Raw genomic sequence first — 13,768 nt, 5'->3', positions numbered from 1 at the left:
CGGTCACACCCTCCCGAAGGCGCGGAGGGGATGCTCGATGAGCTCGACCACGCGTCGCAGGAACGAGGCGGCGTACCCGCCGTCGCAGACGCGGTGGTCGAAGACGAGCGACAGCTGGGCGATGCGTCGGGCGACGATCTCGCCCTCCACCACCCACGGGCGCTCCAGGATGCGACCGAGGCCGAGAATCGCCACGTCGGGGTGGTTGATGATCGCGGCGGACCCGTCGACGCCGAAGCCGCCGTAGTTGTTCAGGGTGAAGGTCGAGCCCCGCAGGCGCTCCGGCGGCATCGTTCCGCCGCGCGCGGTGCCGGCGAGCTCGCGGAGAGCGGCGTCGAGTTCGGCGGCGCTGAGGGCATCGGCGTGCGGGATGACGGGGACCATGAGGCCACGGGGAGTGTCGGCGGCGATGCCGAGGTTCACTCCCTCGAACTCGATGACCTCCGACGCGTCGGGGGAGAGACGCGAGGCGAGCAGCGGATGGTCCTCCAGCGCGATCAGCACGAAGCGGGCGATCAGCGCGGTGATCGAGGGCGCACGTCCGCCCTCCGGCGCCATCTCGGCGCGGGCGTTCCAGAGCGCGGTGGCGTCGACGTCGACCCACACGGTCGCCTCGGGGATCTCGGCCCTGCTGCGGCTCAGCGTCGCATTCGCGGCCTTGCGCAGGGGCGACATGCGGGTGCGGGACCGCACGGCCAGGCCGTCGATCCGTGCGTCGCTCTCGAGAGCGGACGCCGCCGGACCGCCCTCCACGGGAGCGGATGCCGCGGCCGTCACGCCGTCCACGGCGTGATCGACGGCCGCGCGGAGCACGTCGGCCCTGGTGATCGCTCCGTCCGCCCCGGTCGGGGCGATGAGGCGCACGTCGAGGCCGAGGTCTCGCGCGAGCCGGCGGACGAGGGGTGAGCGCACGGCGACCGGTCGACGGGCGGCCGCCTCTGCATCCGAATTTCGGATGATCGTACGATTCTCGGATGCCGTCGGCGGAATCGTCCGAGAAATGCGCGGGTCTCCGATTTCAGGAGTCGTGACCGGGGTGTCCGGAGCGGCAGACGAGAGATCCGGAGTCACGGTCGGAGCACCCGGACGCGCGGCGGGGCGCCGGCGCCGCCCCTTGACCTCGCGCTCCGAGGTGCCGTAGCCGATGAGGACGTTGCCCGAGCCTGCGCGCTCCTCGGTGCGGTAGGCCTCGTGGGCGTCGGATGCCGCGGCATCCGCGACCTCGAGCACGGGTGCTCCGACATCGATCGTGTCGCCGGGGGAGCCGTGCAGCGCGATGACCACGCCGGCGAACGGGGACGGCAGCTCGACGACGCTCTTCGCCGTCTCGACCTCCGCGATGGGCTGATCCGTCGTGATCGTGTCGCCCACGGCCACGAGCCACTGCACGAGACCGGCCTCGGTGAGCCCCTCGCCGAGATCGGGGAGGCGGAAGACGCGCGCGGTGAGGGCGCTCACTTCTCGTCCTCCCAGTGCAGCGAGTCGATCGCGTCGAGCACGCGGTCGACGTCGGGCAGGTACCAGTGCTCCAGCTTGGGCGGCGCGTACGGGGTGTCGAAACCGGTGACCCTGCGCACGGGGGCCTCCAGATACTCGAAGCAGCGCTCGAACACCCGCGCCTGGATCTCCGACGCGACGCTCACATAGCCCGGAGCCTCGGCGATCACGACCGCGCGGCCCGTCGAACGCACGGCGGCGGTGACCGTCTCGTCGTCGAAGGGCGACAGCGAGCGCACGTCGACGACCTGCACGCTGCGCCCCTCGGCGGCGGCGACCTCGGCGACCTCCAGAGCCAGCGGCACCGAGGACCCGTAGGCGAGCAGGGTCACATCCGTGCCCTCGCGGGCGACGCGTGCGGTGCCGATCTCGGCGGTGACCGAGGTGTCGACCTCGCCCTTGGCCCAGTAGAGCTTCTTCGGCTCGAGGAAGATCACGGGATCGGGGGAGGCGATCGCGGCGCGCAGCAGCGAGTACGCGTCCTGCGGAGTCGATGGGCTGACGACCGTGAGGCCGGGGGTGTGCGCGTAGTACGCCTCCGACGAGTCGCAGTGGTGCTCGACCCCGCCGATGCCGCCGCCGAACGGGATGCGGATGACCAACGGCATCCGCACCCCGCCCCGCGTGCGGTTGCCGAGCTTGGCGACGTGGCTGACGACCTGCTCGAACGCAGGAAGCGCGAAGGCGTCGAACTGCAGCTCGACCACGGGGCGCATGCCGTTCATCGCCATGCCGACCGCCGTGCCGACGATGCCCGACTCCGCGAGCGGTGTGTCGAAGCATCGGTCCTCGCCGAACCGGGCCGTGAGGCCGTCGGTGATGCGGAACACGCCTCCGAGGGCGCCGACGTCCTCCCCGAAGACGACGACCTCCGGATCCGCCTGGATCGCATCGGCGAGGGCGAGGTTGAGTGCGGCCGCCATGCTCATCGTGGCCACGGCGGGTGTCGACGCCTCTGTCCGGACGTCGTGCTCGGCGATGGTCATCGTGCGCCTCCTGAGGTCTCGGCGGGGGTCCGATCGATCTCTCCGCGGAGCAGCTGCCACTGCTCCTCGAGCTGCGGCGAGCGGGCCGCGGTCACGAAGCGGAAGAGGTCTTCGGGGTCGAGCTCGGCATCCGCGTTCAGCGCGTCGCGCATCGCCTGGGCGATCGTCTCGGCCTCGGCCGCGTATTCGGCGTCGAGCGCCTCGTCGAGCACACCGGAGGCCGTCAGGTGCGCGCGGAGGCGCGTGAGCGGATCCCTGGCCACCCAGGCCTGCACCTCGGCGCGCTCGCGGTAGCGGGTGTCGTCGTCGGCGTTGGTGTGCGCCTGCATCCGATACGTGTGGGCCTCGATGAGAGCCGGCCCTCCGCCGGTGCGTGCCCGTTCCACGGCCTCTCCGAGCACCGCGAGGACCGCGGCGACGTCGTTGCCGTCGACGCGCTGCCCCGGCATGCCGTAGCCGATGGCCTTGTGCGCGAGGGAGGGGGCGGCGGTCTGGCGCGAGAGCGGCACCGAGATCGCGAACCCGTTGTTCTGGACGAAGAACACGACGGGCACATGGAAGACCGCGGCGAAGTTCATCGCCTCGTGGAAGTCGCCCTCGCTCGTGGCGCCGTCGCCGCAGAGTGCGACGACGACCGTGTCCTCGCCCCGCTGCTTCGCCGCATAGGCGAAGCCGACGGCGTGCAGGAGCTGCGTGGCGAGCGGGGTCGCCTGCGGGGCGACCCGATGGGTCTTCACGTCGTAGCCGGAGTGCCAGTCGCCCTTGAGCAGCACCAGGGTGTCGGCGGCGCTGACACCGCGCGCGATCACGGCGACGGAGTCGCGGTAGGTCGGGAACAGCCAGTCCGTCTCGGCGAGGGCGAGCGCGACCCCGATCTGGCAGGCCTCCTGCCCGTGCGACGACGGGTACACCGCGAGTCGCCCCTGCCGGACGAGGGCGCTGGCCTGGTCGTTGATCCGCCTGCCCTCGACGAGACCGCGGTACGCGCGCAGCAGGCTGGCGGTGTCCGGCAGCGCGTAGTGGTCGTCGGCGACGACAGCGCCGTCCTGGTCGATCAGCTGCACCGCTTCTTCACGCGGGAGCATGTCCGTGTCCTGCATCCGTCCGCCCTCCTTGCCGAACTCGATGGGTCCAGCATGCGTCGCTCCGCGCACTCGTCCAAGATCTATCCGCGAATCCTGGACGAATGGATGAGGATTGTTGATTCAGGCATCGAAGTGTCAGAATTCATCGACAGAACGAAGGGGTGCCATGATCACGCTCGACGATACCGATCACGCGATCCTCCGAGAGCTGCGTCAGGACGCCCGCGCCTCGATGACGGCGATCGCGGATGCCGTGCACATCTCCCGCGCCGGCGCCCACGCCCGCATCAAGAGGCTCACCGAGGCCGGCGTCATCACGGGATACGCCGTGCGGACCGACCCCGTGCTGCTCGGTCACCACGCCAGCGCCTACGTCATGCTCGCGATCGAGCAGGCCACCTGGCAGGACGTGAGCGCACGGCTGCGCGCGATCCCCGAGATCGAGCACATGGCGCTGGTCGGCGGGGACTTCGACGTCATCCTCCTGGTGCGCGCGAGTGATGCGCGAGACCTCCGCCGCATCGTGCTGGAGGACATCCAGGCGATCCCGTCGATCCGCTCGACGCGGACCACGCTGATCTTCGAGGACTTCACCAGGGCCTGAGGGTCACGGGAGGGTTCCCGCGATCCCTTCGCACTCGGACATCACCGGCGCGCTCCGCGACAAGTCCGGCGGGCCGCGGCATCCGACAATGAAGGGGACCGGGGCCGTCCACCGGTCGAAGCCCCCGCTCGAAGGAGAGTCCTGATGTCCGAATCCGCCGCATCCGCAGCCGCCGCGCTGCTCGACCGCATCCAGGCGCCGGAGGGCGCAGGACGAGAGATCCCGGACGCCGCGACGCGCGAGATCATCGGACGGGCCCCCGTCGACTCGGTCGACGTCCTCGACGGCGCGATCGCACGTGCCAGGGCGGCACAGCCCGCCTGGGAGGCGCTCGGCCACGAGAAGCGGATCGAGCTGCTGCTCGCTGCGGCCGACGCGATCGACGCGAACGCGGAGGCTCTCGCCTACATCCTCTCGCGCGAGCAGGGCAAGCCGCTGAACGGTCCGAACGCCCGGTTCGAGCTCGGAGCGTGCTCGGCGTGGCTGCGCACGAACGCCGCCACGGTGCTGGAGTCGCAGGTGCTGGTCGACGACGAGAACCTGCACGCGGAGCTCGTGTACAAGGCGGCCGGGGTGGTCGGGGCGATCGGTCCGTGGAACTGGCCGCTCATGATCACGATCTGGCAGATCGGGCCGTCGCTGCGCATGGGCAACACGGTCGTCGCGAAGCCCAGCGAGTACACGCCGCTGAGCGTGCTCGCGATGCTCTCGGTCATGAACGAGGTCCTTCCGGCCGACGTCCTCATCGGCGTCTCCGGCGACCGCGAGGTCGGCTCGCGTCTCGCCTCGCATCCCGACGTCGCCAAGATCATGTTCACGGGCTCGACGGCCACGGGGCGCCGCATCATCGAGAGCTCGGCCGGCAACCTCGCCCGCCTCACGCTGGAGCTGGGCGGCAACGACGCCGGCATCGTGCTGCCGGGCACGGATGCCGCGGCCATCGCGCAGGACCTCTTCTGGGGAGCATTCATCAACACCGGCCAGACCTGTGCGGCGATGAAGCGCCTGTACGTGCACGACTCGGTGTACGACGACGTCGTGAACGCGCTGGGCGAGATCGCGGCGTCGGTCCCGATGGGCAACGGCCTCGACGAGGACAACGTCCTCGGACCGCTGCAGAACAGAGCGCAGTTCGACATCGTCTCGCGGCTCGTCGACGACGCGAAGGCGTCGGGGGCGCGGGTCGTCACGGGCGGCGAGGCCGCCCCGGAGCTGGGCGAGCTGTTCTACCGGCCGACCATCATCGCCGACATCTCGAACGACGCCGCCCTCGTGCAGGAGGAGCAGTTCGGACCGGCCCTGCCGATCATCCGCTACTCCGATGTCGACGAGGCGTTCGCCTGGGCGAACGCGGTCGACGTGGGCCTCGGCGCGTCCGTGTGGTCGAGCGACCCTGATGCCGCCCGCGAGGCGGCGACGCGCATGCAGTCCGGCACGGTGTGGATCAACTCGCACGGCGGGCTGCACCCGATGGTGCCGTTCGGCGGGGTGAAGAGCTCGGGCTACGGCCTCGAGTTCGGCGTCGAGGGACTCAAGTCGGTCGCGGTGACGCAGGTCGTCTCCGGCCCCGGACGGAAGGGCTGAGGCGTGCGGACCGCGATCGTCGTCGGCGCCGGCACATCGGGCGCCATCGTCGCGCGACGGCTGGCCGATGCGGGCGTCGCCGTGACCCTGATCGAGGCGGGCGGCTACGACACCAACCCCGCGATCCACGACCCGTCCCGTGCGGGGGAGCTGTGGCACTCCGCCGAGGACTGGGACTTCTACACGGTTCCGCAGGAGCACGCGGCCGGCCGCCGACTGCATCTGCCTCGGGGCAAGGTGACGGGCGGATCGCACGCGCTGAACGCGATGATCTGGGTGCGGGGCGCGGCATCCGACTACGACGGATGGGAGCGCGACGGGGCGACCGGCTGGGGCTGGTCCGACGTGGAGCCGGTCTACGAGGCCATCGAGAACGACCTGCTCCCCGTGACCGACGACTACCCGCTGTCACCGATCCAGGCGTCGATCATCGAGGCCGCCATGCAGGAGGGCCTGCCGCACAACCCGGACTACAACGCCGGCACCCTCGACGGCATCTCGCAGGAGCAGGTCACGATGCGCGACGGGCGCCGCGTGAACACGTGGATGGCCTATGCGCAGCCGATCGCCGACCGCCTCACGGTCGTCACCGGCCGTGAGGTGCACTCGGTCATCGTCGAAGACGGTCGGGCGCTGGGGGTCTGGCTCGGGGAGGGGGCGGATGCCGAGGAGCTGCGGGCCGACGAGGTCATCCTCTCGGCGGGCGCCCTCGGGTCTCCGGTGATCCTGCTGAGGTCCGGTATCGGGCTGGCGGAGGAACTGGCCGCACTCGGCATCCCGGTCGTGCAGGACTCGCCCGAGGTCGGGAAGAACCTGCACGACCACCTCCTGTCTCCGGTGATCTTCACCACGTCGCGACGCATCGGACCGCCGCAGCCCGGCGTCTCGGTGACGCAGACCCACCTGTTCTGGCGCAGCCGGCCCGACCTCGCCGAGCCCGACACGCAGCCGATCCACTTCTCGGTGCCGATGTGGGGCGACCTCGAGCCGCGGGGCGACGACGGCTTCACGCTCATGGCCGGTCTCGTCACTCCGCACAGCCGCGGCGCGCTCACGCTCTCGGGCCCCGGCCTCTCGGACGAGCCGCTGATCGATCTGGCGGCCCTCGCCGACGAGCGCGATGTGGCCTCTCTCGCGGCGTCCGTGCGCCAGGGACGCCGCATCGGCGCGCAGCCCGCCCTCGCGGGGGAGTGGGGAGCGACCGAGGTCTACCCCGGACCCGAGGTGGCCGATGCCGACGTCGAGGACTGGGTGCGCCGCACCGCCATCACCTACCACCACCAGGTCGGCACCTGCCGCATGGGCAGCGATGCGGGCGCCGTGGTCGACCCGCAGCTGCGGGTGAGGGGGATCGCGGGGCTGAGTGTGATCGACGCCTCGGTCATGCCCACGGTGCCGACGGGCAACACGAACGCGCCTGCGGCGATGATCGCGGAGCGCGGGGCGAGGTTCCTGCTCGGGGCGTGAGCGCCGGAGGCGACGATGACGGTGTCAGCGGGCGGCGCGGGGATGACGGTGTCAGCGCGCGGCGCGGGCCTTCGGACGGCGGAACGTCGCGAGGAGAGCCTCGAGAGCGTCGTTCAGGCGCCCGTCGCCCGCCGAGTCGGGCATGAGCACGGCGATCATCTGCCATCCGGCGTTGCGCGAGGCGACCTCGCTGACCGCGGTCTCGATGTCGACGTGGTCGGCGAGCTCGCCGTCTTCGCGCGCCTCGGTGAGGAATCGCCGGAACAGCTCACGCCAGTGCAGGTTGTTCACGCGATGGATGCGGGTGACCTCGTCGTCCTGGGAGGCGTGATCCCAGAAGGAGATGACGACGCGCGCGTACAGCGGGCCGTTGGGGCTGTAGGGGAGGATCTCCCGGCACACCCGCTCCAGAGCGGCGAGGCCGCGGATCCCCTCGATGCCCGCGTGGATCCGATCGTTCGCCTGGGTGTAGAGGCGCAGGAACGCCGCGGTGAGCAGGCTCTGCTTGTTCGGGAAGTACCGCGCGATGGCGCCGTGCGCGTAACCGGCCTCCGTCGCGATCTCGCGCATCGTCAGCTTCTCGAACCCGACGCGGATGATGACCTGCACCGCGGCGTCGGCGATGTGGTCGCGGCGTTCGTCATGGTCGACGATCTTCGGCATGGCAGGCCCCCCTCGTTCTCACGATTCTAGTTTTGACCCTTTTAGTCACCACGTGGTGACGAATGTGATGCAATCGTAACCAATCGAATGCAAGGCAAGAGTACGATCTTTTTAATCACCAACTGGTGACTAACTCGAAGAGGAGTTGCAATGAACGTCCATCGACTCACCCGTCGCGCCGGCGGTGTCCTGGCCGCGGTCGGGGTGCTCGCCCTCGCCGCCTGCTCGTCGTCTCCGGCCGCCGAGCCTTCTCAGGGCGGGGGAGGCGGGATGACCACGGTCAAGGTCGCCACGATCGGCCTCACGTCCGACGGTGCACTGCTCACCGGGATCGCGCAGGGCTTCTTCGAGGACGAGGGGCTCGAGATCGAGACATCCATCGTCGCGAACCCGCCAGCCGGCCTCGCGGCCGCGCAGAGCGGTCAGGTCGACATCGCGTACTCGCCCAGCATCCCCCTGCTGAACGCGCTCTCCAGCGGCGTCCCGCTCAAGGTCATCGGCGCGGCCGACGGCTACGTCGACGGCGCAGCGGACTCCGAAGACCCCGACGCCCTCGATGACACCGGCCTGTATGCCAGCGCGGACAGCGGCATCACCTCGGTGGCCGATCTCGCGGGCGCCACCATCGCGATCCCCGCCCGCAAGGCGCAGCTCGAGGTGGTGATCGCCGACGCTCTCCAGGACGAGGGGATCGACCCCGCCGCCGTGAACTGGGTGGTGCTCGACTTCACCTCCGCCGTGGCCGCGCTCAAGAGCGGGACGGTCGACGCCGCGGGCCTCGTGAACCCCTTCACGGCCGAGGCCGATGCGATCGGCGCCGTCCGGCTCTCCTCGCCGTCCGTCCGGTTCTTCGAAGAGGGCGCGACGGGGCTCTGGACCGCCGGCGCCTCCACGGTCGAGAACAAGGAGGACGCGATCGCGGCGTTCCAGCGGGCGCTGGCCAAGACCAACGCCTATGCGAACGAGCACCCGGAGGAGGCGATCACGGCGGGTCTGGAGTACACCGGATCCACGCTCTCCCTCGACGAGGTGAAGGTGCCGTACTGGCCTCTCGCCGTGCTCCCCGAGGAGCTGGAGCGCGTCAACGACAAGCTCGTCGCGCTCGGCTTCCTGGCGCAGCCCGTTCCGCTCGACGGCGTGATCGTCAGCGCGAAGTGACCGCGGACATGCGCACCTCCTCCGTGGCCGGCGCTCTCGTCGGGGCACTCGGCGTCGCGTGCGGTCTCGGGGCGTGGCAGCTGGCGGCGACCGTCGGACCGCTGTCCTCGTCGCCGCTGCCCACCGCGACCGAGGCGATCGGCGAGGCGGTGCGCATGCTCGGCACCGCGCAGCTCTGGGAGGCCATCGGCGCGACGCTCGCCATGGCCCTGCTCGGACTCGTCCTCGCCGTCGTGGTGGGAGTCCTCCTGGGCGTAGCGATCGGCACGTCGCCGCTCGCGCTGCACGCCACCCGCGTCCCGCTGGAGTTCCTCAAGCCCATCCCGCCCATCGTGATCCTGCCCATCGTCGTCCTCGTGCTCGGTCCGACCTCCGGGATGGGCGTGTTCCTGGTGTTCTTCGGCTGCGTGACGGCGATCGCGGTGCAGTCGGCGGCTGGCGTCTTCGACACCGACCCGGTGGCGAGGGCGACGGCGCGGTCGTACGGCATGGGGTCGGCCGAGATCCTGGGCCGGGTGGTGCTCCCCAGCGCCCTGCCCTACATCGGCACCGCGGTGCGTGTCGCCGCACCCACCTCGCTCGTCGTCGCCGTCGTCGCCGGACTCCTCGGCGGCGGTCCAGGGCTCGGACAGAGCCTGCTGCTGTCGCAGATCTCCGGCAATCAGCCGCAGCTGTTCGCCTACGTCGTCATCCTCGGCGTGCTCGGCCTCATCATCCAGGGTCTGAGCCAGCAGGGGGAGCGGATGCTGCTGCACTGGCACCCGCAGTACCGGAAGCAGGACCACAGATGACCCTGACCACCTCCATCCAGACCATGGCCCGCGTGCGCCGCAGCAGGTCGCAGAGCGGGTCGCCGCGGTGGATCCTCGTCGGCGCCGAGATCGCGGTGCCCGTCGTGCTGCTCGCCGCCTGGTGGCTCGCCTCCGCCGGGTCGACGAACACCTTCTTCCCTCCGCTGCAGACCATCCTCACCCGCCTGGGTCAGCTGCTGCAGACGCCGGCGTTCCTCGGCAGCGTCGCCTCCTCGGTCGGCAACCTCGCGCTCTCGTTCGTGCTCGCCACGCTCATCGGCGTGATCCTCGGCTGCGCACTCGGGCTCGTGCGGCCGTTGAGCTGGTTCGCCGAGCCCGCCATCCACTTCTTCCGCGCCATCCCTCCGGTGGCTCTCGTGCCGATCTTCGTGTCGCTGATCGGCTTCGGCAACGAGACCCGCGTGCTGTCGATCACGCTGGCCGCGGTGTTCCCCATCCTCATCTCGACGATCGACGGCATCAGGGCGGGAGAGCCGACGATGGAGATGGTCACCAGGGTCTACCGGCTCACCCCGGCCGAACGCCTGTTCCAGGTCGTGCTGCCCGCCGCGGGGCCGCGCATCCTCTCCGGCATGCAGGTCAGCCTCATCACGGCGTTCGTCGTGATGATCGCCAGCGAGATGCTCGGGTCGTCGACCGGACTCGGAGCGGCCACGCTGCTCGCGCAGCAGTCGTTCGCGATCCCCGACATGTGGGCGGGCATCCTCGTGCTCGGCATCATCGGCTACGCGGCCACGGCCGTCTTCACCCTCTTCCGGCGCCGCGTGCTGCGCTGGTACATCGCCTCGCAGCAGCAGGAGAAGAACTCATGACCATCGCAGAACAGGCCCCCGTCCGCCTCAGCGTCGCCGGCCTCGCCAAGTCCTATCAGACGAAGAACGGTCCGGTCCCCGTGATCGCCGACCTCACCTTCGACGTGCGCGTCGGAGAGGTGTGCTGCATCGTCGGCCCGTCCGGCATCGGCAAGACGACGCTGCTGAAATGCCTCACCGGGCTGCAGAGCATCACCGCGGGAACAGCGGCCATCGACGGCCGGCCCATCGACGGGCCGCCCGAGGAGATGGCCCTGGTGTTCCAGGAGTACACGCGATCGCTCATGCCGTGGCTCACGGTGGAGAAGAACGTGCGGCTGCCGCTGAAGCATCTGCGGCTGCCCGTCGCCGAGCGTGAGGAGCGGGTGTCCGCAGCGCTCGCCGCGGTCGGTCTGGCCGGAGCCGAGTCGAAGTACCCGTGGCAGCTCTCCGGCGGGATGCAGCAGCGCGTCGCCATCGCCAGGGCCATCGCGTATCGCCCCGAGGTCCTCGTGATGGACGAGCCCTTCGCCTCCGTCGACGCGCAGACGCGCTTCGAGCTGGAGGATCTGTGCCTGCGCATCCGCGAGCAGTTCGGCATGACGATCGTCGTCGTCACCCATGACATCGACGAGGCGGTGTACCTCTCCGACCGCGTCGTCGTGCTCGGCGAGCGACCCGCGAAGGTGACCGAGATCATCGAGATCGACTTCGGCGCCCCCCGCGATCAGCTCCGCACGCGCGCACTGCCCGCCTTCGCGGAGCTGCGGACGGAGATCTTCGAGCTGATCAGGAGGGCCGGCTAGATGGCGGATCGGACGGCACGCGGATACGAGGCGTTCGAGGGGCGGGTCGCCGAGTTCACCTCGGACTCCGCACCGTGGTGGCCCTCGCCGCGACGGGCGCGGAAGAAGGCCCCGAACATCATCGTGATGCTCATCGACGACCTCGGGTTCAGCGACCTCGGCCCGTTCGGGAGCGAGATCGAGACGCCGCACATCGACGCCCTCGCCGACGACGGCTGGGTCTTCACGAACTACCGCACGGCGCCGATGTGCTCGCCGGCCAGGGCCGCCCTGCTCACGGGCCTCAACCCCCACCGCGCCGGCTTCGGCTTCGTCGCCCACATCGACCCCGGCTATCCGGGGTTCAGCTGCGAGCTGCCCGCCGACGCCCCGACGCTGGCGGAGTCGCTGCGCGCGGGCGGCTACGCGACCTTCATGGTCGGGAAGTGGCATCTCACGCTCGAATCGCGCCTGCACGACGGCGCGGATCGCGCCAGCTGGCCGCTGCAGCGAGGATTCGACCGGTACTTCGGCAGCATGGACGGCTTCACCTCGCTGCACCATCCGCACCGCCTCGTGCAGGACAACTCCGTCGTCGGCATCCGCGAGTTCCCCGACGGGTTCTTCCTCACCGACGAGCTCACCGATCGAGCGATCGGGATGATCGACGACCTCCGGGTGAACGACCAGGAGAAGCCGTTCTTCCTCTACTACGCGCACACCTCGGTGCACGGGCCCATCCAGGCGAAGGACGCCGACATCGAGAAGTACCGCGGCCGCTACGAGGCGGGGTGGAGCGCCCTTCGCGAGGAGCGCTTCGCCCGTCAGCGCGAACGGGGAATCGTGCCGTCGCACGCCCGGCTTCCGGAGGACGCCATCGCGGACGGCGACCGGATCCCCTCCTGGGATGCGCTGGGCGAGGACGAGCGCCGCCTGTTCGCACGGCACATGGAGGTGTATGCGGCGGCGGTCGACGAGATCGATCAGAGCGTCGGGCGGCTCCTCGAACGGCTGGAGCGCAGCGGAGAGCGCGACAACACGATCGTCATCCTCGCGAGCGACAACGGAGGGACGGCCGAAGGCGGTCCGAGCGGCACGCGCAGCTACTTCGCGCAGTTCGGCACGCACGGAGGGATGCCGGAGGGCTGGGTGACCGATGTGCCCCGCGACGTCGAGGAGATCGGAGGGCCGAGGCTCTTCGGGCAGTACCCCACGGGGTGGGCCCGCGTCTCGAACACCCCGTTTCGCTCGTTCAAGTCGACGACCTACGAGGGCGGGGTGCACGCTCCTCTCATCATCTCGTGGCCGGATGCCCCCATGGAGGGCGGGCTGCGCGACCAGTTCGTGTTCGTCTCCGATCTCGCTCCCACGCTGCTCGACCTCGCCGGCGTGACCCCGCTCTCCGAGCGCGGTGGTCGCACGGCGCAGGACATGGACGGCGGCAGCATCGCGGGCGTGCTCGCCGATCCCGACGCCGACGGGCGCGAGGCGCAGTACTTCGAGTGCGTCGGCCGCCGCGCGCTGGTGGAGGGCGAGTGGAAGGCACTGTCGGCGACGGCGCCGACGAAGGCGGAAGGTGCCGAGGGGGGCGAGTGGGAGCTGTACCACCTCTCCGCCGATCCCACCGAGACGGTCGACCTGTCGGCGGAGCATCCGGAGCGCGTGGCGCGGATGGCGGAGCGCTGGCACGCGGAGGCCTGGCGCAACACCGTGTTCCCGCTCGACGACGACGGCTCCCTCTTCCGGCTCCGGCCAGACACGGAGGAGCCGCTGTCGGCGCCGATGACGCTCGTGCCGTTCCGGCCCCCGCTGGAGCGCTTCCGCTCGGCGAAGCTCACGGTGCTGCGCTCCTTCACGGTCGAGATCGAGATCGAGACCCGCGCGGAGGCGGCGGGCGTCATCGTGGCGCACGGCGACCAGGGCGGCGGCTATCTCCTCGCCGTCGACGACGGACGGCCGCTCCTCGTGTACAACGCCTACGGCGCCATGCACCGCGCACGCGGCGATCGCCTGGAGGAGGGCGCGCATCGTGTGCTCGTCCGGGTCGACGAGCGACCCCACCTGCGCTGGCGCCTGGGCGTCGACGTCGACGGCGTCGAGGTCGCGGTCGTCGACGACGTGCCCATGCTGCTCGGCATGGCCCCGTTCACGGGCATCAGCGTCGGCTACGACTACGGCGGTCCCGTCGACTGGGAGCTGCACGAGGCGCATCGCACCTATCCGTTCGGAGGGGGCGAGCTGCGATCGGTGCGGTACGTGCCCGGCCGGCGCTCCTCCTACGACGGGACCGTGCTGCGGGCCGTGGGCGAGGCGGTGCAGGCGATCGCCGACTGAGC

12 protein-coding genes are annotated in these 13,768 nt (G+C 70.5%); 8 read left to right on the top strand and 4 right to left on the bottom strand.

Going from position 1 to position 13,768, the window contains the following annotated elements:
• Positions 1-3 precede the first annotated feature (3 nt).
• From LC438_RS13355 to pdhA, 3 genes are read right to left on the bottom strand one after another with little or no spacing between them, the layout of a single operon-like run.
• The gene (locus tag LC438_RS13355) at positions 4-1,458 is read right to left on the bottom strand and encodes a dihydrolipoamide acetyltransferase family protein (RefSeq protein WP_223586849.1); all 1,455 of its coding nucleotides are present in this window, start codon (positions 1,456-1,458) and stop codon (positions 4-6) included.
• The gene (locus tag LC438_RS13350; RefSeq protein WP_105676681.1) at positions 1,455-2,483 is read right to left on the bottom strand and encodes an alpha-ketoacid dehydrogenase subunit beta; all 1,029 of its coding nucleotides are present in this window, start codon (positions 2,481-2,483) and stop codon (positions 1,455-1,457) included. The genes LC438_RS13355 and LC438_RS13350 overlap by 4 nt, the downstream gene beginning before the upstream one ends.
• On the bottom strand, positions 2,480-3,583 hold the full coding sequence (pdhA, locus tag LC438_RS13345) for a pyruvate dehydrogenase (acetyl-transferring) E1 component subunit alpha (RefSeq protein ID WP_223586848.1): 1,104 nt from the start codon (positions 3,581-3,583) through the stop codon (positions 2,480-2,482). The genes LC438_RS13350 and pdhA overlap by 4 nt, the downstream gene beginning before the upstream one ends.
• Before the next feature lie 151 nt (positions 3,584-3,734).
• Here pdhA and LC438_RS13340 point away from each other — a divergent pair, with 151 nt between their 5' ends.
• From LC438_RS13340 to LC438_RS13330, 3 genes are all read left to right on the top strand, one after another.
• The gene (locus LC438_RS13340) at positions 3,735-4,172 is read left to right on the top strand and encodes an Lrp/AsnC family transcriptional regulator (protein ID WP_105676682.1); all 438 of its coding nucleotides are present in this window, start codon (positions 3,735-3,737) and stop codon (positions 4,170-4,172) included.
• A gap of 144 nt (positions 4,173-4,316) precedes the next feature.
• Positions 4,317-5,756, top strand: coding sequence for an aldehyde dehydrogenase family protein (locus tag LC438_RS13335; RefSeq protein WP_223586847.1), 1,440 nt, complete (start codon positions 4,317-4,319; stop codon positions 5,754-5,756).
• Positions 5,757-5,759: 3 nt separating this feature from the next.
• Entirely contained in the window at positions 5,760-7,223 is a 1,464-nt protein-coding gene (locus LC438_RS13330; protein ID WP_223586846.1) for a GMC family oxidoreductase, read from the top strand.
• 51 nt (positions 7,224-7,274) lie between these two features.
• Here LC438_RS13330 and LC438_RS13325 read toward each other — a convergent pair whose 3' ends face one another.
• A complete protein-coding gene (locus tag LC438_RS13325) occupies positions 7,275-7,886 on the bottom strand; it encodes a TetR/AcrR family transcriptional regulator (protein WP_105677027.1) in 612 nt (203 codons plus the stop codon).
• A gap of 150 nt (positions 7,887-8,036) precedes the next feature.
• On the opposite strand from LC438_RS13325, the gene LC438_RS13320 reads away from it, so the two are divergent.
• The 5 genes from LC438_RS13320 to LC438_RS13300 are packed head-to-tail and all read left to right on the top strand — an operon-like array spanning position 8,037 to position 13,766.
• Positions 8,037-9,044 (top strand): ABC transporter substrate-binding protein, encoded by a 1,008-nt coding sequence (locus LC438_RS13320; protein ID WP_223586845.1) that lies wholly within the window; start codon positions 8,037-8,039, stop codon positions 9,042-9,044.
• A gap of 8 nt (positions 9,045-9,052) precedes the next feature.
• Positions 9,053-9,835 (top strand): ABC transporter permease, encoded by a 783-nt coding sequence (locus LC438_RS13315; protein ID WP_223586844.1) that lies wholly within the window; start codon positions 9,053-9,055, stop codon positions 9,833-9,835.
• The gene (locus tag LC438_RS13310) at positions 9,832-10,668 is read left to right on the top strand and encodes an ABC transporter permease (RefSeq protein WP_223586843.1); all 837 of its coding nucleotides are present in this window, start codon (positions 9,832-9,834) and stop codon (positions 10,666-10,668) included. The genes LC438_RS13315 and LC438_RS13310 overlap by 4 nt, the downstream gene beginning before the upstream one ends.
• The gene (locus LC438_RS13305; RefSeq protein WP_105677022.1) at positions 10,665-11,453 is read left to right on the top strand and encodes an ABC transporter ATP-binding protein; all 789 of its coding nucleotides are present in this window, start codon (positions 10,665-10,667) and stop codon (positions 11,451-11,453) included. The genes LC438_RS13310 and LC438_RS13305 overlap by 4 nt, the downstream gene beginning before the upstream one ends.
• Positions 11,454-13,766, top strand: coding sequence for an arylsulfatase (locus tag LC438_RS13300; RefSeq protein ID WP_223586842.1), 2,313 nt, complete (start codon positions 11,454-11,456; stop codon positions 13,764-13,766).
• Positions 13,767-13,768 lie beyond the last annotated feature (2 nt).

It is taken from the genome of Microbacterium sp. OVT16B, from assembly GCF_019969705.1.
Taxonomy (GTDB): Bacteria; Actinomycetota; Actinomycetes; order Actinomycetales; family Microbacteriaceae; genus Microbacterium; species Microbacterium natoriense.
This window is presented reverse-complemented; position numbering and strand designations above follow the sequence as displayed.